The sequence below is a fragment of the Cutibacterium modestum genome (assembly GCF_008326345.1).
GTDB classification, from domain to species: Bacteria; Actinomycetota; Actinomycetes; order Propionibacteriales; family Propionibacteriaceae; genus Cutibacterium; species Cutibacterium modestum.
Window position 1 is genome coordinate 214693 of the sequence record NZ_BJEN01000003.1, and the last position, 20983, is coordinate 235675.

Annotated in this window: 14 protein-coding genes and 3 pseudogenes; 8 read left to right on the forward strand and 9 right to left on the reverse strand. The window is 61.3% G+C overall.

Features of this window, described 5'->3' with window-relative positions:
- Nucleotides 1-174: 174 nt before the first annotated feature.
- The 5 genes from F1563_RS09285 to F1563_RS09305 all read right to left on the reverse strand — a co-directional run bounded on the left by F1563_RS09285 (nt 175) and on the right by F1563_RS09305 (nt 5299).
- Nucleotides 175-990 (reverse strand): carbohydrate ABC transporter permease, encoded by an 816-nt coding sequence (locus tag F1563_RS09285; protein WP_002546622.1) that lies wholly within the window; start codon nt 988-990, stop codon nt 175-177.
- Complete coding sequence (locus F1563_RS09290; protein ID WP_007434148.1) at nt 987-1889, reverse strand: carbohydrate ABC transporter permease; 903 nt, start codon at nt 1887-1889, stop codon at nt 987-989. Before F1563_RS09290 ends, F1563_RS09285 begins: the two co-directional genes overlap by 4 nt.
- Before the next feature lie 5 nt (nt 1890-1894).
- Nucleotides 1895-3205 carry an ABC transporter substrate-binding protein gene (locus F1563_RS09295; protein WP_002528068.1) on the reverse strand — a complete coding sequence of 437 codons (1311 nt, stop codon included), beginning with the start codon at nt 3203-3205 and terminating at the stop codon, nt 1895-1897.
- Between the two features lie 127 nt (nt 3206-3332).
- Nucleotides 3333-4931: a glycoside hydrolase family 36 protein gene (locus F1563_RS09300; RefSeq protein WP_002528066.1), complete on the reverse strand. Its 1599-nt coding sequence runs from the start codon at nt 4929-4931 to the stop codon at nt 3333-3335.
- Nucleotides 4931-5299, reverse strand: coding sequence for a hypothetical protein (locus F1563_RS09305; protein WP_227431943.1), 369 nt, complete (start codon nt 5297-5299; stop codon nt 4931-4933). The genes F1563_RS09300 and F1563_RS09305 overlap by 1 nt, the downstream gene beginning before the upstream one ends.
- Before the next feature lie 184 nt (nt 5300-5483).
- On the opposite strand from F1563_RS09305, the pseudogene F1563_RS09315 reads away from it, so the two are divergent.
- From F1563_RS09315 to F1563_RS09325, 3 genes and pseudogenes are all read left to right on the forward strand, one after another.
- Nucleotides 5484-6796: pseudogene (locus F1563_RS09315) on the forward strand (family 16 glycosylhydrolase).
- A gap of 19 nt (nt 6797-6815) precedes the next feature.
- Nucleotides 6816-7823: a LacI family DNA-binding transcriptional regulator gene (locus F1563_RS09320; protein WP_002528062.1), complete on the forward strand. Its 1008-nt coding sequence runs from the start codon at nt 6816-6818 to the stop codon at nt 7821-7823.
- A 37-nt stretch (nt 7824-7860) separates the two neighbouring features.
- Nucleotides 7861-9261, forward strand: coding sequence for an amidase (locus tag F1563_RS09325; RefSeq protein WP_002528061.1), 1401 nt, complete (start codon nt 7861-7863; stop codon nt 9259-9261).
- 215 nt (nt 9262-9476) lie between these two features.
- On the opposite strand, the gene scpC is transcribed toward F1563_RS09325, so the two are convergent.
- The 4 genes and pseudogenes from scpC to F1563_RS09350 all read right to left on the reverse strand — a co-directional run bounded on the left by scpC (nt 9477) and on the right by F1563_RS09350 (nt 14005).
- Nucleotides 9477-10991 (reverse strand): succinyl-CoA:acetate CoA-transferase ScpC, encoded by a 1515-nt coding sequence (gene scpC / locus F1563_RS09335; protein WP_002528059.1) that lies wholly within the window; start codon nt 10989-10991, stop codon nt 9477-9479.
- Nucleotides 10992-11260: 269 nt separating this feature from the next.
- Entirely contained in the window at nt 11261-12055 is a 795-nt protein-coding gene (locus F1563_RS09340; RefSeq protein WP_007434142.1) for an aldose epimerase family protein, read from the reverse strand.
- Nucleotides 12056-12071: 16 nt separating this feature from the next.
- The gene (gene serB / locus F1563_RS09345; protein ID WP_002528057.1) at nt 12072-12929 is read right to left on the reverse strand and encodes a phosphoserine phosphatase SerB; all 858 of its coding nucleotides are present in this window, start codon (nt 12927-12929) and stop codon (nt 12072-12074) included.
- A gap of 85 nt (nt 12930-13014) precedes the next feature.
- A pseudogene (locus F1563_RS09350) lies at nt 13015-14005 on the reverse strand (class I SAM-dependent methyltransferase).
- Nucleotides 14006-14855: 850 nt separating this feature from the next.
- Between F1563_RS09350 and F1563_RS09365 the strand changes: the two are divergent.
- The 5 genes and pseudogenes from F1563_RS09365 (at nt 14856) to ppdK (ending at nt 20868) form a co-directional block, all read left to right on the forward strand.
- The gene (locus F1563_RS09365) at nt 14856-15794 is read left to right on the forward strand and encodes an alpha/beta fold hydrolase (RefSeq protein WP_007434139.1); all 939 of its coding nucleotides are present in this window, start codon (nt 14856-14858) and stop codon (nt 15792-15794) included.
- Between the two features lie 65 nt (nt 15795-15859).
- Nucleotides 15860-16744 carry a pyruvate, water dikinase regulatory protein gene (locus tag F1563_RS09370; protein WP_002528052.1) on the forward strand — a complete coding sequence of 295 codons (885 nt, stop codon included), beginning with the start codon at nt 15860-15862 and terminating at the stop codon, nt 16742-16744.
- 181 nt (nt 16745-16925) lie between these two features.
- Nucleotides 16926-17354, forward strand: a pseudogene (locus F1563_RS14310) (alcohol dehydrogenase catalytic domain-containing protein).
- Nucleotides 17351-17998, forward strand: a complete 648-nt coding sequence (locus F1563_RS09385) for a zinc-binding dehydrogenase (protein ID WP_002528049.1) — start codon at nt 17351-17353, stop codon at nt 17996-17998. The pseudogene F1563_RS14310 and the gene F1563_RS09385 overlap by 4 nt, the downstream one beginning before the upstream one ends.
- 218 nt (nt 17999-18216) lie before the next feature.
- Nucleotides 18217-20868, forward strand: a complete 2652-nt coding sequence (gene ppdK, locus F1563_RS09390) for a pyruvate, phosphate dikinase (protein WP_002528048.1) — start codon at nt 18217-18219, stop codon at nt 20866-20868.
- The last annotated feature ends 115 nt before the right edge of the window (nt 20869-20983 follow it).

Genomic DNA, 20983 nt, shown 5'->3' on the forward strand with positions numbered 1-20983 from the left:
ACCAAGCGAACGGATCCTGGCCTGGGTAGCTTGCTATGGTTACCTTGAAGATTTTCGACCCCATTACCACGGTCGGTGGCACAACGTGCTCCTGCTTGCGGGATTGTCACCACCGACGCTTGGGCCTTCCACCATCAGCCAAGGATGGTCGAAGGCCTCAGGCGATAAGAGGGGTTACTTGACCGCACCCGAAGTAATACCGGAAATGATGCTGCGCTGGAACACAATGAACAGCACCACGATCGGCACGCTCATGAGCAGCACGTAGGTGAAGATGAGATGCCAGTTATTGAGGTGCACCCCGGCACTGGCGACGGTGAACAAGTTCAGCGGTAGGGTGTCCATCCGGCCTCCTACGACGAAAAAGGCATAGAAGACGTCATTCCACACGTAGAGGCTGATGAGGATTGTCGCAGTGGCGAGCACCGGCCGAAGTAGGGGAAGGATGACTTTCAGGAAGACCCGCATCGGTCCGGCCCCATCGATGCGCGCTGCTTCCTCGAGTGATTCGGGGACGGTGCGGACGAATCCAGTGACGAAGAAGATCACCGTCGACAGGTACATCCCCACATAGGCACAGATCATTCCAATGGGACGGCCAGCCAATCCCAGCTGACGCAGCAGTAGCACCAAAGTAACGACCGCTGGTGGCAGGATGATGCCCGAGATTCCCAGCGCGTAGATCACGGAGACGAGCTTGCCTTTGCGTCGGGCCAACACCCACGATGCCATCGACCCGATGATCAAGACGATAACCACCGAGGGCACCAACAGGAATAGCGAGCCCAGATATGCCCAACCGATCCGTGTCTGGCTGATGACAGTGGAGATGTTGGTCCACAGCTGCCAATGGTGCGGCAGCGATATGTCCGGGGTGAGCGCCTCGGCCTGCGACTTTCCCGCGGTGACGAGGACTGTCCACAGCGGTATCCCAACGATGACCAAAGCCAGCAGTACCGCGCCAATTGGCTGAATGATGCGCTTGATCATGACATCCTTCCTTCACGGCGACGAAGCATCCCGATTACGGGGAATGCCAAGATGACGACGGCCAGGAAGAGCATCAGGCTCATCGTTGTCGCCTGAGCGTAGAGACCCTGACCAAAAGTTCGGAAGATGAAGAGGTTAAGCAGCTCGGTAGAGCCGCCGGGTCCTCCGCCCGTCGTCGCCTGGATGATATCGAAGGAGTTCATCGACCCCAGCAAGGCGGTGGCAACGTTAAACGTCACCGCCGGGGCGATGAGAGGCAGGCGGATCTGGTGGAATGTTGCCCATCGCGACGCCCCGTCAATACGTGCTGCCTCGAGCACTTGGGCATCGATCGTCTTGAGTCCCGCCAGGTACACGAGCATCGACATGCCCATCCACTTCCATGAGTGGATGACAATGCATACGAGCAAAGTCCACGTGGTAGATCCCAGCCAGGCGACTTTCACCGGCGCCCCCGTGAGTATTCCCAGTATCTGGTTGAGCCCGCCGTCGGGTCGCAGCAACGCTTGGAAGATGTAACCAGTTGCCAGTGCCGAGAGGATGACAGGGATAAAAAAGATCACTCGGACGATCTTGTTGACGAGGGTGTCGCGCTCCAACAATATGGCCAGCATCAACCCGAACAGATTCTGCAATGCGGCCACACCAGCAGCGTAGATGAGGGTGATGATCAGGGATTTCCGCAAGCTTCCTGATTCGATGAGATCGGAGAAATTGCCCCATCCGACCGGATTGATGGCTGTTTTGAAGCTCGACCAGTCGGTGAAGGCGTAGATGAAGTTGTAGATCGTTGGTGTGAGGAAGAACACCGCGAGCACAGCGAACGCGGGTACGACGAATTCCCAGGGGTGCGATTGTTTTACACGGCCGTGTCGCGGTGCGGCTTCCAGCGAGGGCATGAGGATCAGAATCCCTTTGCGCCGATCGCCTTGGCGAGCTGGGCGAACTGGGCCTGGATCTCTGAACCCACCTGCGCTGGGGTTTTCGTGCCGGCGATCATGTCGCCGAGATTCTTAGCTAAGTCAGGGTTGGCGACGGCCAGAGACTGCATCGAGCCGACCGAGTCCTTGAGGGTGGCATTCGAGTCTATGAGGGCCTTGGGCACGGAATCGGGAGTCTTGACATCATCAATGATGGAAACAGTGTTCTGCGCCTTGATGAAGGACGCATAGTCGTTGGACAACCAGTAGGTGATGAACTGACGTGACGCAGCCTCCTTCTTGGCGTCGTTCGACTTGAAGGCGACCACGGCGTTGGTCTGGTCGGGGATCGACGTCGCCACGGTGCCCGACTTGGAGATCGGGAAGAACCCGATCTTCTTGTTAAGGGTGGCGGTGCCGGCATGGGCGGCCATGTTGCCCAATAGGCTCGTCACCTGGATGGCCATGGCTGCTTTCCCGCCGAGCAGCGCTTTGGCTTGGTCGTTAAAGGTTCCGGTCTTGATATCCGAGTTGAACAAACCCTCCTTGATCATTGTGTCGTAGGTGTTGATGGCATCCTGGATTTCAGTGCCGGTGAACTTGTCCTCGTTCTTGTTGACCTTGTCCCACAGACCGGCCTTGGCGGCGTCGGCCAGCTGTACCTGGACCGCCCACTGGGAGGCCCACCATTCACCGCCCATCTCGTAGAAAGGAGTCTGTCCGGCAGCTTTGAGCTTCCTGGCGGCGGTCAGCATTTCGTTGAAGTTTTTAGGCACGTGGACGCTTTTGGCTGTAAAAACTTCTTTGTTGTACCACACTCCCATGACTGACGGAGCTGAAATGAAGGCGGCGTACCGATGCCCGTCAAGAGTTCCGCCGGCCGCCAGGACGTTTTTGTCGGTCTTGGATTCCCATGGGGCCCCGTCGAGGGTTTGAAGACGCTCCTTGGCTCCGAGACTGGTAAGCATCGACGTTGTCGGCTGCCACATCGCCAGGTCAGGAATATCCCCGGTAGCGACTTTCGTCTGGCCCCCCTGCTCATAGGGGGCTGGGATCGTGACAATATTGACTTTAGCCCCGGTCGCTTTGCTGAAATCGGCTGCGACCTGCTTGGGAATTGAAGCTGATGACTGGGCAGCCCACATCGTCAACTCGACACCGTCAAGCTTGGCGCTCGCTGATGACCACGACTTGGGGGACGAGGACTCCGAAGAGCCAGAGCCCGGGTCTGAGCAGGCCGTCAGGGCTAACGCCGTGATAGTTCCTACCACAGCAGCTTTGAGGATGCGTTTCATTTTTTCTCCATTTCTGCGACATCGGTGACGCGATCGTGAAGATCCCGGACGCGGTAGACCCGGCCGGTCGGTTTGGGAGACGGGCAAGTCAGCTGAGGTGAACCTGATGAGTAATCAATGCGGATTCCTAGATCGGGGACCAACGAGGTTGGTGGGTAGATCTGTTCAAGTCGGGTTCCAGCGAGGGTTGACAGGTCGAGAATCGTGGATTCGTTGCTGGGGCGGTGCCAAACGATGATCTCCCCGTCGCGAGACGATTTTTTCGACGCCCAGTGACGATCCACTCGTCGTCCCAGCTGGCAAGGCCGTTCGGCCACCACGGTAGTTGGCTGGTCAGATCTGACCGCAAGGCCTTGGCTACCTCCACGCCGGATTTCACGAGAGCCATCTGGTGGGCGTTCATGTGGTCGACATGACCAGATAGGTAAAAGGTGCCGGCCAAGGAGGTTGTTACGGTAAAGACGATTTGTTCGTCGTCCATGTCCGGCTGCGGATAAGCCCAATTGGCGGCTTGTTCGGGTAAAACTGTCATCGGTGAATTGGCTGCGATGGGCGGGTAGCGCACCGGATCCTGTAGGTCTGATGTTGACTGGATGGCCGCCCGTGCCAACAGGGCGTAATCGGTGGTCATGCCCCCAGATGCACAGTTTTCGACGATGAGTCCACGGTGACGAAGAGGAAGGTCAGCGAGCCAGGAGGCCCAGATGCGGCAGTGCCCCAGCAAGCCGTCCCCGGGAGAATCCGCATCCTCATCGGGGCCAGAACCGACAGAGAAATTGTCATCGATCTTAAGGTAACCGATGCCGTAACCGATCATCCGGTCGATGACGGCATTCAGATGAGCGCGAGCTTGCGGATTGCGCATATCCAGACGTAGCCGGTTCTGTTCGACGATCGGAACCCCGGCGCGGCGCATGAAAGCCTCTGGGGGCAGATCATTGACGAGAGGACTGTGTAAACCGACCGCCAGCGGCTCAATCCACAGGCCGGGTGTCATGCCGTAGGCGACAATGAGATCGAGGGTATGGCGCAGTCCGCCGGGGAAACGGCGTGGCGAGGGCTCCCAGCGGCCGACGTCGTCCCACCAGTCTGCGTTGTCGGAGTGCCAACCAGCGTCGATACAGTACACCTCGGCCCCGGCGGCAGCCGCAGCAGGGATGAGGGTTGCCTGTTTCTCCTCGGTGGGGTCGGCCATGAGTGTGTTCATGTAGTCGTTGAAGACGATCGGAGCAGCTGCTGCATCGTGACCGTCAATGCGTCGTAAAACTCGCCGGTAAGTGGTCAGTTCGGCTGCCGCGCCCTGCCAGTTGTCATCAGATACCGCTAAAGTCACTGTGGGGGTAGTGAAATTCTCGCCTGGGTTGAGCTGGTGCATCCAGTGGTGCTGAAGGTCGGTTGGCCCGAAGAGGCAGAGGCCGAGGGTTGACGAGCACCGAGCTAACTCGACGGTCCAGCCACCGTTGTGTTCGATCTGCCAGCCCACGGCGTGTCCGGAGGCCTGGTCAGTGATGAAGCCGACCGGTTCCCAGCGGCCTGATGACCAGCCGGACTCTGAGGATAGGACGAGGCGGTCGCGCGGGGATTCTCCGTGCAATTCGGTGCCGACGGCTACCAAAAGATCGGACAGGCGGCGATGGGTCCACCGTTGCTCGGCCATCCACGCACTGGGTGCGATGAGCAGGTCAAGGTCATCAAGTTCGGCTCCAGATAGCAGGCTTGCGCACATCACGGAGACGGCTGTGAGGTGGACCGGATGCGTGCCGTCATTGTGGACGGTTGTTTGCCCATGCAGGGTCCTGGGGTGGGGTGCCACAGATCGACGGTGACGGTGAGTTTAGAGCCTGGATCATGTTGGATGACTCGGGTTCCGGGCCATGGCGAGGTGAGCGGCTCGCGGCGGATGGGACGGAGACCGGATCCGACCGCAGTTTGGGTAAGGCGATGGTCGACGAAGCACCGGCCGTGTTCGAGGGTGAGGCACTCGACGAGGGGGAGCGCCAGCGCGTCGTCAAGAGTTCCGGCTGCCAAGCCGACAGGTTGGTCGGGGGCCGTCGCGAGCCGGAACGGCTGGACGACATGGGTGACATCATGCATGGTGGTGAACTCCTGGCTGGCTGGCATTGGCCGTCGTTCGTGATGCCGTTCACCCTAGGAGCTGAGGAAGGGGCCGTCCACAGTACATGAAAGGCCGTTTTCACGCGCTCGTGGCAGCCTCGATCATTCGTCGTAGGCTGCGTGGAACTCCAGCCAGAGGTGACGTTGTTGCAAGGGAGGACACATGACACAGATCACACGTAGATCAGTCCTCGGCGCCGCCGTTTTTACGGCGGTTGTTCCAGTAGTCGCCAGCCACGATCGGGCCGTCGCCGCTGACGCCGATATCGACCTTGCCGGCTGGACTCTCCTGGGCGTTGGAGATGAGTTCACCGATCCCGCTCACAGCTCGGCCCAGTGGCATCGCGGCTGTGGTATCCCCACTCGGGAAGCGGGCTTTTCCAAGACGCGAATGTGTCCGTCTCCGATGGCCAGCTTCACCTGACCGCTCGTGCCGACCGGTACGACAGTTTTTCGTACACCTTCGGCGCCGTCGAGTCGTTTTTCGACTTGCCAGGCTTATGCACCTACGTCGAAGTGCGCGCCAAGGCCTTACCCTCGGCCGCCCGGGTACTGTCGGCCATCTGGATGCAGTCGTCCAACCTCAACGGCGGTCCCTCCCTGCTTACTGGCGCCGAGCCGAACCCAGAACTCGACATCGAAGAGACCTTTGACCACACGAAAATGAACATCGCAACCCACGTATGGCCCGGCAACACGGAGGCTACGCATCAGAGTCTCGGCGGCCACGCTTACCCAGTCGGCGTCGACATCTCGCAGGGTTATCACACCTACGGCGTCGAGCGCCGCGACGGTCGACTCCGGTTCTACTTTGACCGTCACTTAGCTTGGGAAACGAAGCCCGGCGACCCCGCCCTATGGCGAATGTCGCGGCACATGGTCCTTAGTCTTGAGGGCCATCTGGGCACCCCAGTCGCCAGTCAACTCCCGGCTAGTTTCGACGTCGACTATGTGCGCGTCTGGTACGCTCCCAACCCGGCGCTGGAGCCCGGAGATTACCGGCTGACTAGCGCAGACGGACGATTCTTGGCGCTCCATGACGGTGTCCCTGCCCTGCTGGCGCAGCCACAGACCTGGCGTGTGGTCCCACATGACGACTGCACATACAGCCTCTCTACCCCTGACGGCGTGGTGCTTGGCGTCGACATCGAGGCCGGGAGACACGAGGTTGTCGCCGGTGCTGGCCGCCGGACGACCTTCGACGCTGCGGGCAGCCTCAACCGCTGGCACTTGCTGGCAGATGGGGACGGGCGAACCTTGCATTCCAAGTTCACCGGCATGCCGGTCGTCCTAGTCGACGGTCAGCTGGTCGAGGGCTCGAATTCGGCTATCGCAGCGGTCTGGACGCTCACTGCGGCGGCTCCCCTGCCGACTCCCGGCCCGTCGACCCCGGCCCCCTCTACCCTGGCGGCCTCGAGTGTAATCCCCTCGCGCCCCGGCCCCTCGTGGACGCGATTGCCGAGGACGGGGGCATGAATCCGGTATCGTCCGATGCATGGAACGTGACCCGGCCATAGTGAGGCGGCCGTGGTGGCCCCCACGGCTGGCTGATGTCGCCGAGCGTTCCGGCGTCTCCTTGGCGACAGCCTCGCGTGCCCTGGCAAGTCAGTACGGCACTGAAGGTACCCTCCCGCAGGCCACCGAGGAGATCCTCACCGCGGCAGCTGAACTGGGGTATCGGCGCGCCGACCCCGATGTCGCCCGGTTGCATGTCCTCGTCTCCGACATCGGTCGCACCGGTTATTGGGCGACGCTCTCGGGGGTACTCACCGCGGCCCTCGACCTTGACGTCGAAACCTCTTTACATGTGTTGGCAGGTTCGCCGGTGCGATGTCGTTCCACCGTGCAATGTGCCTTGGACGCTCGAGCTGACGGGGTCGTCGTCCTGGAATTTGATTCTCCTAGCGTTGCCCTCCTGCCTAGGTTGCCCGTCGACCTGCCGGTCGCTATTGCCGGAGGGAGGCCTGAGGGCGGCGAGCCCTGGCCGCGGGCATGGATCGACGATCGGGCAGGTGCCCTCATAGCCACCGAATACTTAGCGGACCTCGGCCACCGTCGCATCGCCTATGTCGGAGTACCGCCTGCAGGGCATCCTGATCCACGATGCGCGGGATGGCGCGAGGTTATGGCTGCCCGGGGTCTCCCGTCGCTCGAACCGTTGGCGACTGGGTGGTCGGTCGAGACGGGCATGCACGTTGCACGTGCGGTACGAGCGCACCGGGTGACCGCAGTCCTGTGCGGAAACGACGACGTGGCCCTCGGCCTCATGACAGGGCTTGACAAGCTGGGGCTAAGAGTCCCCGAGGATGTCTCGGTTGTTGGTATGGATGATCACCCCCATTCGGTAGCTACTCGGCCAGCGCTCACGACGGTGCGGCTCGATTTTGCCGCTGTGGGAGAGGCGGCGGCTCGTCTTGCCCTTGGAGTCGACGACTCGAGGGTCGTCCAGATTCCCACCGCTCTTATAATGCGGGCCTCAGCGTGCCTTCCGGTGGATACTTGATGGCTGCGCCAACCTTTGACGTCGGCATGATGGTGTCATGACCATGAACCCACTGACCGCCCTGGAAACCTCCACCCGCATCGCCGCTGGTGACGTCGGCATCCTTGAGGTCCTCGACGCTGCCCTAGAAGCAGCACATGCCGACGAATGTCACGCCTGGACCTGGATCGACGATGACGGGGCCCGGAACACTGCCCGCGAGCTCCAACACCAACTCGATGCCGGGCAGGTTTGCCCCGGCCCGCTCTTCGGCGTCCCCTGCCCGATCAAGGACCTTAACGCCTTGGCCGGAGCACCCCGAGCCGTCGGGAGCCGGGCCGTGGGCGGGATGCTGTCGGACCATGACGACGGCATCGTTACCCGGCTTAAGGCCGCCGGTGTCATCCCGATCGGTACGACGGCTGCTCCCGAGTTCGGGCTTCCTTGCTACACCGAACCAGACGGTCGCGAACCTACCGTCACTCCATGGGACTACACCCGAATGGCGGGGGGCTCCTCCGGGGGCGCTGCTGCTGTAGTCGGGGCTGGCCAGGTGCCGATCGCTCAAGGCTCCGACGGTGGCGGATCGATACGTGTCCCGGCCTCCTGCTGTGGGGTCGTCGGCCTCAAACCCAGCCGAGGTCGGGTCTCTGCGGGGCCCTGCGGGATCGACGGTCCCGGGCTGGTCTGCGGCGGGGTTCTGTCCCGTACGGTGCGCGACACCGCTGCTGCCCTCGACGCGCTGTCTGGACCGTGGCCGGGAGATCCTTACTATGCCTCAGCTTCGACCGAGCCCTTTCTGTCGGCCTGCGATCGCGATCCGAGACGGCTACGTATCGGAATCCTGCGCGAACCGGTCATCGCCGACGCTCAGGTCCACCCGGACATCCTGGCGGCACTGGAGCGGACCGCCGTCACTCTGGAGTCGATGGGCCACCTGGTCGAGCAGACGAGTGCCCCCTTCGGCCCGTCCGAGTGGGATTCCTTCCGATGCGTGTGGGAGGTGGGGGCAGCCGCTATCCCGGTGCCACCTGAGCGCGAGGAATTTTGCACACCAATGTCCAGGTGGTTGCGCGCCCAGGGCCGACGCCGCAGCGGAGTTGAACTAGCCGAAGCCTTGGCCGGTATCCAGATGGTGGCGCGTCAAGTCGGGCAGCACTGGCAACGATTCGACGTCATCGTCAGCCCTACCTTGGCCCAACCTCCCCTGCCGGTCGGAGCATTGCGCAATGACGGCGATCCGGCGGCAGATTTTGACGCGCAATGCCGTTTCACCCCGTGGACCAGCCTGTGGAACATCACCGGACGCCCGGCGATGAGCCTGCCGCTGCACACTACGAGAGTCGGCGGCGTCGAGCTGCCGGTCGGCATCATGATCGGCGGTCGAATGTACGACGAAGCCACCCTGCTGGCACTCGGACGTGCCCTCGAAAATGCTCGGAACCGTGAACCTCGGTGACCAAAACCCCGCCTCACCCATGCCGGCAGCACCGACGTGTCTGCTTACCGGACGTGACGGGAGTTTTTACAATCGACCAGCATGGAGCCACTGTTTGCGGCTGTGCACAGTGGCGTGGCTGACGGCAGGAGACGAGAATCGTCGTACCGCACAAAATGATCGCCCCAAAACCAACACGATCCTGGGGCGATCGTAGGGTCAGTGGCGGGGTGACTTTAGTTCTGCTTCATGGTGCCGGTCTCGAGGAACCGGGTGTGCCATGAATATGCTTCACCCAGCAGATGCGGGGTGTGCTTGAACTTGCAGTCGCGCAGCGCACGCTCGTAGTAGTCGAGCAACATCGGGCGGTAATCCGGGTGGGCGCAGTTCTCGATGATCTTCGGGACGCGCTGGCGTGGGGCAAGGCCACGCAGATCGGCGATGCCCTGCTCGGTGATAATGACCATGCCGTCGTGCTCGGTGTGGTCGACGTGGGAGACCATCGGGACGATCGCCGAAATGGCGCCCCCCTTGGCTGTCGATGGGGACACGAAGGCCGAGATGTAGGCATTGCGGGTGAAGTCGCCGGATCCGCCGATGCCGTTCATCATCCGCGAGCCCATGACGTGGGTCGAGTTGACGTTGCCATAGATGTCGGCCTCAATCATGCCGTTGGCACCGATGACACCGAGGCGGCGAATGATCTCCGGGTGATTTGAAATCTCCTGCGGGCGCAAGATGATGTGATCGCGGTAGAAGGCCGCGTTCTCGTTCATCTTGTGCGCATAGTCAGGAGACAGCGAGAAGGCGGTAGCGGAGGCGACGTCGAGCTTGCCGGCGTCGATGAGGTCGATCATGCCGTCCTGGATGACCTCGGTGTAGGAGGTCAGGTGCTCTAGGTCGGAGTGGAGCAGGCCGTCAAGGACGGCGTTCGGGATGTTGCCGACACCCGACTGCAGCGGAAGCAGGTTCTTGGGGATGCGTCCCTGCTTGACTTCGTTGTCATAGAAGTCAAGCAGGAATCCGGCGATCTTGCGAGAGTCATCGTCGATCGGCTTGAACGGGGTGTTGCGATCGGGGCCACCGGTCTCGATGATCGCTGCAACCTTGTGCTGGGGGATGTGGAGGAATTTGTCACCGACCCGGTCACCGGGATGAGTGATCGGGATGGGCACCCGATTCGGAGGAAGCGCGAACCCACCGTAAATGTCGTGCATTCCTTCCAGGTCTTCGGACTGCCACGAGTTCACCTCAATAATGACCTTCTCGGCGACATCGCAGTACACCGCGTTGTTGCCGACTGATGAGGTGAGGACGACGTCCCCGTCTTCAGTGATCCGGGTGGCCTCAATGACGGCGAAGTCAACCTTGCCGAAGAAGCCTTGACGCACCATCATGCCCGACTCTGACAGATGGATATCGGTGTAGAAGGAGGTGCCGTCGTTAATCTTGCTCCGCATCTGGGGATCGGACTGGTACGGCATGCGCCAGCCGACGCCGTCGACGGAGGCGAGGGCGCCGTCGAGCTCAGGAGCGGTCGAGGCTCCGGTGAAGACGTTGACGGTGAACTTCTCACCGCGATCGTGGGATTCTTGGATGCGCTTGGCCAGTGCGCCCGGAAGCGCCTTCGGGTAGCCCGACCCAGTGAATCCACCGAAGCCGATCTGGTCACCGTCATGGATGAAGGCAGCTGCGTCGTCCGCGCTCATCACTTTCTGACGCAGGGCTGCGTTGGCAATCCGCTCTGACATCTGTCCTCCTGCCGCCGTGCGGCTGGTTGTCGGTGACGGCACACAGCGCTATCCGTGAGCCGTCGAAGAAACACTGTTTCGTTCCCGTTGCAGGCGGTCCGAAACCATGACATCACTTTATATGGCGTCCGCTGGGGCGAGATGGGCCACCCCTGCTATTTGGGGTCGAGAGAGCACTGTTGTTCGTAGCTAAAGCACGACGCTCGCACGGTTGTTCATACCGCCGCCTGGCTGGGTACGACCTCAATGACGTCCGAACCCGACCGTGATCACAACGTCTTGACGCTGATCCGCATGGACATGGTGAGGCCCCTGTCTGGGGCGAGAACGACCGCGTTGTCCTTGCACACCCCAGTCTCGACGCATACAAAGTCGCGCCACGCCTGGGCGGTCGGGTTATCACCAGTCGCTGACGAGGAGCGTGGATTCCAGATTACGGCGCTGGGGCACCCCGTTGTCTCTAGGCGGATCTGGCGTCCCCACGCCGGATCGACAAGGGTTAGGGCCGGTCCGACTCCTTGGATGACGGTGTCGGTATCGGGAGCCAGGACGAGTTCGTCAGCGTTGAAACCCCCTTTCTCCCCGGTGGCAAAGTTGTGCCAGTCGGCGCCCTGGATACCCCTGACCCGCGCCTGCCCAGCGTCCCCGACGCGCAGGTAGGTGTGCCACATCCCCTCAACGGTGCGCGGTTTGTGATCATGGTTGGTGAGGGAGAGCGTCATTTCTAGAGCCGCGTCGGCCATGACGACCTCGTGACGAATTCCGATCAACGCTGTCTCGGCAGTTCCTATGACGCGGAAGGGATCGGCGACCGTCACCGCGAAGTCGCTGCGACGGGCTAGACCATGCTGGGGGTTCTGGTCGTTATTGGGCCCGTGACCGAACCATGGGGCACACAGCGGGATTCCTCCCCGGATCACAGCCTCGGACTCGTGAGCGTGCTCGGCGTCGAACCAGATGACGGGCTTGCCGTCGGCCTTCCAGGCCAACACTTGGCAGCCATGTTCTGCTACTTGCCAAGCGCCATCATGGGCCGAATGAAGGGTTCCAGGAAGGGTACTCATGCTCTTATGATCATGGTCAGTGCGCCCACACGGCGCGCAGGGCGTCTATCCGCTCACACCTGATGGTGTTTCGTGCAGCCTCGGCGGCGACCGGCTTAGCACAGAAAGCAACTGGCAGCCCAGCGACCGCGAACATGTCAAGGTCATTAGCTCCATCACCTACGGCGATCGTTCGCTCAAGACCGGTCCCGCATTCCGAGGCCCAGCGACGCAGCCAGGTTGCCTTTGCGACACGGTCGACGACGTCACCAACCACTCGTCCAGTGAGGTGATCGTCGACGACCTCGAGTTCGTTGGATGTCGCGAAATCAGCCCCGATCTGTTTGGCTAACGGATCGACCAGGGCCGTGAACCCGCCGGACACCAATCCGACGGCAGCCCCAATCTCATGGGCGCTGGCCACCAACTCGGCTGCCCCAGGGGTGACGACGGTGGCCTTCCGCGCCTCCTCTAAGGTTCCGATATGCAACCCCTCCAGACATTTCACTCGGGCGTACAGGGACTCGACGAAGTCCAGTTCTCCGGCCATGGTGCGGGCGGTGACTTCACGGACCTCATCGGCTTTCCCGGCACACTCAGCAAGCAGGTCGATGGCCTCGGTGCGTGTGACGGTCGAGTCGACATCACAAACGATGAGACCAGGAGGTTCGGTGGCCAAGGCGCCGTGGGGATGTAGTACGCCGACACTGTTGGCGGCAGCTAGCTCGCGAACCTGCGCCAAATTGCCCTCAAAAGACATGGCGTACTCGAAAATATGTGCGGTCCATTCGCCGGTGTGAATGCCGCGCATGCAGGCGGCATCAGACCACAGCAGGGTGCCGGGGGCGCGAAGGCTGGTGCGATTGTCGCTGATGAGGATGACGCGAGAGTTCATGAGACCACGGTAGGTGGGTTTTGCTCGAGTTCGGTGAGTTCCCGCGCCTCAGCACACTGCACGCTGTGAAAACTGGGTATGTGGCTTATCGGCGTACTGCCCTGATGACGGTGTACTGACGATTCCGTGCGACTTGTCGGGTGGGTCCTATGAGGCGCTTGACATGAGACGCCCACGGCAGGTGGTTGTTGAAGACACACCACAGGGTTCCGCCGGGGTGCAACGCCCGAGCAGCATCGGTCAGCATGGCAACTGTTGGGGCATGGTCTTGGGCTGTGCCCCGGTGAAAGGGCGGGTTAGTAACGACGACGCCGACGCTGTCGTCGGGGAGATCGGCGAGCCCGTCACACCAATGAGTGACGATGCTAAGCCCGTTCGCGTCAGCAGTCAGACGAGTGGAATCGACGGCTTGCCACGACACGTCGGTGGCGTGAACACGGGCATGGGGAAGTCGTTGTGCCAAATGGGCGGAGATGACACCATTCCCGCAGCCAAGATCGACGACGTCGGAGTCGACGTCGGCAGCAACGTCGTCGAGATGATCGAGGAGCAGGGACGTTCCAGCGTCGAGTCCGGCGGTATGGAAAACGCCACCGTGGGCTCGAATCGTCAATCCGTTCACGGTATTAGTGCGCGGCCATTCCCCAGTGATGGCGGGGCGCTCTCGAGGCGATGAGAAGTGCAGGACCCGGGCTTTGCGCACGCCGAGGCTGGCATGGACGTCGTTAAACCAGCGGGCTGCGACGTCATTCATGGACCGGCTCATGTGCTTGATGCGTCCACCGGCGACGATGTGGGCCTCAGGTCCAAGAGTGCGCCAGAGGTTTCCGAACAGTTCGTCGAGCTCGTCGAGACCCGTCGGCAGGCCCATCCACACCACGGGGTTAGTGGACACAGCGCCTGCGGCCAAGGGGTTGAGGCGAATGGCCTGGGGGGATGGCGGTGAGATCGCGGCAGTCGTCAGCCCACGCCATGACGTTGTCCCCAGCCACCGGCAGCAGAGACGGGCGCCCCAACACCCACACCGAGTCGGTCTGTGGTGATTCGGCGACGATCAGTTCGTCTACAGCGTCCATGGCGGCAGTCTCTCAGATCGTGGCGGAACCGTCTGTGCTCGCGCCTGATGCCATGACAAACGACACCAGACGCAAATGTGAGCGGGATCACCATAGCGGCAAGAACCTCAGCGGGGTGGCACAGGTTGTTTTACCGACCTGGTGTCGAAGTCGGGTAAATCCGAGCTGCCGTCTCGGCAAGCAGCAGGCCATTTGTCATGTCCCCAGAGGCCCGTCTCCCCGCTCTACGGCAATTGGCCTCCAGAGATGTTGAAGATGCATCCCTCAACCCTCATGACAAATGAAGGACGGCACGATGTCGGGAATGCTGACCACCTTTGGCAGGCCAAGCTCCTGCCTTCGATATATGCATATGCGGTCGAATCCGGTAGGACAAAGATGGCGGTCGCCGTTGCCTCAACCCCTCGTCGCGGATACCGTGAGTTGATCCCCGAGAACGTATTCGCGCTCATCGTGCTGATTGAGGGTGGGATCATGACGAGTAGCGTTACGCAGCCACCGCTCACATTACGCTCACATTAAGTTGTGCCGGATTCACAGGGTCCCGGGCGCACGCATCTCCTGGGGCGTGAATGAGGATTACATCCGGGAAACTTTTCCCACATTGATCACAACCGGTATCACCGCGGTGTCTCGGGGCCGATTATGGAAGACTATGGAAATAGAGATCGGCACGGCGAAGGACAGGTCGTTGCACCTTCTGTGAAGTGGGACGTCAGCGGCGGTGTACCGGCGAGCGTGACGGAATATCCACAGTGGTAACTCGCTCCTGCACGAGTGTGCACGCTGAGTGTGGTGTGCATTTCCGCACCGTAACGTAACACCCGCTAATTCTGTGATAGGAGGCATCGTGGCCCTACAGGAAATCGCATTCACTTCGCACAATGGTCGCGACCATATCCAGGCATGGATCTACGAGCCCGCCGCTGATCCGGTGGCAGTAGTGCAGCTTGTTCACGGGTTGGGTGAGCATTCCCGCCGCTATCTACACATGATCACCACGCTGCTCGACGCTCGCTGCATCGTCGTGGCCGATGACCACGCTGGTCACGGACGAACTGCGATGCTGTCAGGGGTGTGGACAGACGCGGGAGATGACGGTGCGAAAGTCGTCGTTGAGGATGAGCTGACTTTGCAGGGCCTGGTGCGCGAACAGTTCCCCGACTTGCCTTACCTTGTCTTTGGCCACAGCTGGGGTTCCATGATTGCCCGCGCGATGGCCGTCGATCCCAGAGCGCGGCTCAATGGTCTGGCCCTGTGCGGCGTCGCAGCCCAGCTCAAGGGTCTGGAGCACAGCTTAGACCGGGAAGGTTTGCGCGCTGCCGTCAACGCCGATCCCGCCGGGCGCGCCGAGCCGGTGTTCGTCGAGCAAATGTTCGACGGTTTTCTCGACCGCTGTGGACCCAACCCTGGCCCCACCGACTGGGTTGCTACAGACCCGTTTATTGTCCGCGATCACGCCAAGGACAAGTTCAACAACTTCGGTGCTCCTATGAGCAATCGGTTCGCCTGGAGCTTCCTGGAGATTTACCAGCGCGCCAACAGTGAGTCTTTCTACCGTGACTTGCCACCGATGCCGGTTCTTATTTTCAGCGGCGGCGACGATCCGGTCGCTAATTTTGGTGACGGTGCCCAGCAAGTCGCCGACGAACTCTCCCGCGCCGGGCACGACGTCGAGATCCGCATCTACCCGGGCTTGCGCCACGAAGTTCACAACGAGTCGAAGTCCCGGGCTGACGTTGAGGCCAAGCTCGTTAGGTTCGTCACCAGGGTCGCAAGCGCGACCTGACACCGACAAAGCCTCGTCGACAAGGTGTAATGCCATGGCGTCATGGCCCCCGATATCATGACGCCATGGCAGAGTCGCCCCTGGAAATACATGTCATAGCTGATTCGACGGGTGAGACCGCCGTTCGTCTGGCTCGGGCTGCCCGCAGTCAGTTCGAGGGGGTCCATTGGCACATCGTGCGCCATCCCATGATCGGCGCCGTACCGGAAATGGTTTCGGCCTTGGAGGCTGTCTCGGAGGCCCACGAGGCAGGGCAGTGGGTGTGCGTTGTGCATACCTTGGTGTTGCCCGATATGCGTCGAATGGTCTCCGACGCGTGTGAGGAGATGGGCATCCGTGAGGTCAGCCTCATGGGCCCGATGCTCGACGCGATGGAGGAGGCATCTGGCTTGGATGCTGACGCGGTCCCGCGCCGTCCAGTGGGTGTTGAGGCTGATTACTTCACCCGGATCTCGGCGATGGAATTCGCGGTTCGTAACGACGACGGCGCTATTCCCGATCGCCTGACCGAGGCAGATATTTGCCTGGTGGGTGTGAGCCGTTCAGGAAAGACCCCATTGTCGATCTACCTGGGGTACTTGGGCTACAAGACGGTCAACGTCCCGCTGGTTCCTGGCATCGCACCGCCAGCCGAGCTCGCTGCGGTGGATCGGTGGCGCATTGTCGGCTTAACAATCGACGCGCAGCGGCTGCTGGAAATCCGAGGACGTCGGGTGCGCGGACTGGGCGGTTTCGGTAATGAGGACGGGTACGCCGATCTCGCCGCGATCTATGACGAGTTAGACGAGGTTGGCAAAGTTCAGCGCCGGCTGGGGTGCCCCATCATTGACACGACTGGCCTGGCGTTGGAGGAGTCTGCAACGAAGATTATTGACGTTGTTGATCAGCGAGCTAAGACGGCGGGCACTCGGCTTCGCAGGCCTGCCGGGTCGTATCGCACACGTCCCTGACCACGAAGAGCCAACCCGACCGGAAGGACTCATGACTGCTCGGCCGCATCCGTCGTAGCGCTCCCAGGTTGGGGTCCCTCCTTTCACGAACCCGCGCAAGCAAGAATGAAAACTGCACAGCACAGATCGACGTCAGGCAAGGAGGCCGGGCATGAAGATCGTCGGAGCAGTTTTAGAGGAGATGGGCCGGGACGTGCCATACCGCACCTCGAAGCCCATCACAGTCGAAGAACTTGAACTGGACCCACCTGACCCAGGTGAGGTGCTCGTGAAGATTGCAGCTGCCGGTATCTGCCATTCCGATCTGTCGGTAGTCAACGGATCGTGACCGCGTCCCATGCCGATGCTGCTAGGTCATGAGTCTGCCGGAGTCATCGAGGAACTCGGTGAAGGGGTTGATGATGTCAAGGTTCGTCAGCACGTCACGCTAGCCTTCCGCGTTGCGGAACTTGTTCAGCCTGCCGGACCGACGGCAAATTACCGTGCATCCCTGGAAGTGAGGCCAATATTGCCGGCACGTTGCTCGGTGGTGGCATCAGACTGCACCGGGATGACGAGGCAATCCGCCATCATCTTGGCGTTTCTGGATTCGCCACCCATGCCGTTGTGAGGCGGGAGTCCCTGGTTCCGGTACCCGATGAGGTTCCGGCCGAAATTGCCGCTGTGCTCGGATGCGCGGTGCTCACCGGCGGTGGTGCCGTTATCAACGCCGGACAGCCCGCGCCCGAGGACGATGTGGTAGGCGTCGGACTGGGAGGGGTGGGGATGGCAGCCGTGCTTACCGCTGCTGGATCCCGCAAAGGCGGTCGCGTTATCGCCGTCGACGTTAACGAAGACAAGCTGACGATGGCTAAGGAGCTTGGGGCCGACGTTGTCAACACTCCCGAGGACACCGAGGCCGACAAGCTGCGTGCTCCAGTTGTCGTTGAGGCTGCGGGACATGAGAAAGCCTTTGAGACCGCCGTCAACCTCACCGCAATGGGCGGCACGACAGTTACCGTCGGTCTTCCCCACCCGGAAGCTTGGGCGCGGATCTCCCCGGCCGCACTTACGGGCAAGGCTCGCACCATCAAAGGCTGCTACCGAGGATCGGCGGTGCCTTCGCGTGACATACCTATCTATGCGCAGATGTACTTGGACGGAAACCTGGCCGTCGACAAGCTCATCTCCTCGCGCATCCGCCTTGCGGACATCAACGAAGCCATGGACGAACTGGATGCAGGGCATGCTGTGGGGCAGGTGATGATCTTCTGAGCAGATGCCCTACCATGGCGGGATTTTGCGGTGCCAAGATGACTTCGGTGCTATTTGGCATTCTTGGTTGTCACTGCTAGTGAAAATGCGCCGCGAGCGTGAAAGAATAGCCCCATCCGGTCCAATAGCGGGCCGGGCCTCGGGCTCGCTGTGCAGTCGTACGGGTCCGAACGCCGTGAATCGATGAACAGGCTGGCACAGATCGAAGGAGATCATTCATGACTGATCGTTACGTGTACGACTTGTCCGAGGGCAGTGCGGAAATGAAACCGCTGCTCGGCGGCAAGGGCGCAGGAGTTGCTGAGATGAAGCGTCTCGGCGTCTCGGTGCCCGACGGATTCACCGTCACCACCGAAGCCTGCGTGGACACCATGACGAGGAAGGGTGAATGGCCCGAGGATCTGGATTCCCAGGTGTGGGACGGTCTCAAGCGACTCGAGGAGCGTACCGGCCGTGTCCTCGGTGATGGCAAGAAACCGCTGCTGGTCTCTGTGCGATCCGGCGCCGTGATCTCGATGCCCGGCATGATGGACACCATCCTTAACCTCGGTATCTCCGACGACACCGTCGAGGCCATCGCCAAAGAGGCCGGCAATGAGCGGTTCGCGTGGGATTGCTACCGCCGCTTTATCCAGATGTACGGCGAGGTCGTCGAGGGGATCGACGCTCACATCTACGAGGACGCCCTGACGGCCCTCAAGGAGCAAAAGGGTGTCGAGTCCGACACAGATTTGAGCGCCGACGATCTCAAGGGCCTCGTTGACACTTTCAAGAAGCTGTCGAACGAGCAGCTCGGTGGCAACTGGACAACTGACCCGCGTGAGCAGCTGATGCGTGCCGTCGATGCCGTCTTCCGTTCCTGGCTCAATCCGCGCGCCTTTGTTTACCGCAAGGCCAATAAGATTCCTGACGATTTGGGCACTGCCGTTAACGTCATGCAGATGGTGTTCGGTAACCGTGGCGACACCTCCGCTACGGGCGTCTGCTTTACCCGTAACCCCGCCACTGGTGTCAAGGAGCTCTATGGTGAGTTCCTCGTCAATGCCCAGGGCGAGGACGTTGTCGCCGGTATTCGCACCCCGCGCTCCCTCGCAGAGATGGAGGAAGTGCTGCCGGAGGCCTACCATGACCTCATCGACACCATGAAGAAGATGGAGTCGCACTACCGCGACATGCAGGACATGGAGTTCACCGTCGAGAACGGGAAGCTCTATTTGCTGCAGACTCGTAATGGTAAGCGCACTGCCGCTGCGGCCCTCAAGGTGGCTCGCGACCTTGTCGACGAGGGAGTCATCACTAAGGAAGAGGCACTCACGCGGATTGAGCCGGCTCAGCTTGATCAGCTCTTGCACGAGGCCATCGACCCGGACCACACCGAGCAGCCAGTTGCCGAGGGCCTACCGGCCTCTCCGGGCGCTGCCGTTGGTGAGGCTGTCTTCGACGCTGACGTTGCTGCTGAGCGTGGTGCCAAGGGCGAGAAGGTTGTCCTCATCCGTTTCGAAACCACCCCTGACGACATTCACGGCGTCATCGTCAGTCAGGGCGTTCTGACCGCCCACGGTGGCATGACTTCCCACGCCGCCGTTGTCGCCCGTGGCATGGGCAAGCCCTGCGTCGCCGGTGCCCGTGGCATCAGGATTGACGCCAAGGTCGCCACCCTGACCATTGGTGACACCGTCATTCACGAGGGGGACATGATCACTCTCGATGGTTCCACCGGTGAAGTCTTCGCCAGCGGTCTCAAGCTCATCCCCCCGCAGATCAACGCGGACTTCCAGGAGGTGCTTTCCTGGGCCGACGAGATCCGTCATTTGGGTGTCGAGGCCAACGCCGACAACGCCACCGACGCGGCCAAAGCTCGCGAGTTGGGTGCCGAGGGCATCGGTCTGTGCCGCACCGAGCACATGTTCTTCGGTGCTGATCGTCTACCGGCCATGCACGAGATGATCACCGCGGACACCCCGGAGGAGCGTCAGGCCGCCGTCGACAAGATCCTGCCCATGCAGCAGGACGACTTCGAGGGCATCTTCACCGCGATGAAGGGCCTGCCTGTCACCGTCCGGCTGCTTGACCCGCCGCTCCATGAGTTCCTGCCGAACCTCGTCGAGCAGTCCCTCAAGGTTCAGAAGATGGAGAACCAGGGTGCTGACGCCGGCGAGCTCGACAAGGAGCGTCGCCTGCTGGCCCAGGTCAAGAAGCTGCACGAGCAGAACCCAATGCTCGGTACCCGTGGCTGCCGTCTCGGCATGCTCTATCCAGAGATCCCCGATATGCAGGCTCGCGCGATCATTCGCGCCGTCCTGTCGGTGCTTCAGAAGGAGGGGGAGACCGTCCAGATCCACATCATGATCCCGTTGGTCTTCACTCCAACTGAGCTCGAGACCCATCGCCGGATCGTCCAGCAGGCTATCGACGAGGAGTTCGAGGCCGCCGGTACTAAGGTCGACGTCAAGATCGGCACCATGATCGAATTGCCACGTGCCGCCCTGATCGCTGGCAAGCTCGCCGAGGTTGCCGACTTCTTCAGCTTTGGTACCAACGATCTGACCCAGACCACCCTGGGTATCAGCCGTGACGACGCCGAGAACGGCTTCCTCACCGAGTACTTGCGCACGAAGGTCCTCAAGGACAACCCGTTCGCTTCGATCGATCAAGAGGGCGTCGGCCAGCTCGTCGCCGGGGCCGTTGAGAAGGGCCGCAAGGCTAATCCGGAGCTATCCCTGGGGATCTGTGGTGAGCACGGTGGTGATCCGGACTCGATCCACTTCTTCAATAAGACGGGGCTCGATTACGTCTCCTGCTCGCCGTTCCGTGTGCCGATCGCTCGGTTCGCTGCGGCTCAGGCTGTCATTTCCCAGCAGGAGAAGTGATCTGAGGGCATCGCATCACTGATGCGATTGCGCCTGAATTACAACGGTGCGGCCTTTCCATCGCGGTGGAGAGGCCGCACCGCGTCTATATATGCCGGTCAATTCGCGTCCGATT

What these genes read in the sequence shown, in the direction of transcription:
- F1563_RS09300 (WP_002528066.1), bottom strand. Translation starts at nt 4,931, where the DNA reads ATGTGCGCAAGCCTGCTATCTGGAGCCGAACTTGATGACCTTGACCTG.
- F1563_RS09290 (WP_007434148.1), bottom strand. Translation starts at nt 1,889, where the DNA reads ATGCCCTCGCTGGAAGCCGCACCGCGACACGGCCGTGTAAAACAATCG.
- F1563_RS09320 (WP_002528062.1), top strand. Translation starts at nt 6,816, where the DNA reads ATGGAACGTGACCCGGCCATAGTGAGGCGGCCGTGGTGGCCCCCACGG.
- F1563_RS09305 (WP_227431943.1), bottom strand. Translation starts at nt 5,299, where the DNA reads ATGCATGATGTCACCCATGTCGTCCAGCCGTTCCGGCTCGCGACGGCC.
- F1563_RS09325 (WP_002528061.1), top strand. Translation starts at nt 7,861, where the DNA reads ATGACCATGAACCCACTGACCGCCCTGGAAACCTCCACCCGCATCGCC.
- F1563_RS09340 (WP_007434142.1), bottom strand. Translation starts at nt 12,055, where the DNA reads ATGAGTACCCTTCCTGGAACCCTTCATTCGGCCCATGATGGCGCTTGG.
- serB (WP_002528057.1), bottom strand. Translation starts at nt 12,929, where the DNA reads ATGAACTCTCGCGTCATCCTCATCAGCGACAATCGCACCAGCCTTCGC.
- F1563_RS09295 (WP_002528068.1), bottom strand. Translation starts at nt 3,205, where the DNA reads ATGAAACGCATCCTCAAAGCTGCTGTGGTAGGAACTATCACGGCGTTA.
- F1563_RS09370 (WP_002528052.1), top strand. Translation starts at nt 15,860, where the DNA reads ATGGCAGAGTCGCCCCTGGAAATACATGTCATAGCTGATTCGACGGGT.
- F1563_RS09285 (WP_002546622.1), bottom strand. Translation starts at nt 990, where the DNA reads ATGATCAAGCGCATCATTCAGCCAATTGGCGCGGTACTGCTGGCTTTG.
- scpC (WP_002528059.1), bottom strand. Translation starts at nt 10,991, where the DNA reads ATGTCAGAGCGGATTGCCAACGCAGCCCTGCGTCAGAAAGTGATGAGC.
- ppdK (WP_002528048.1), top strand. Translation starts at nt 18,217, where the DNA reads ATGACTGATCGTTACGTGTACGACTTGTCCGAGGGCAGTGCGGAAATG.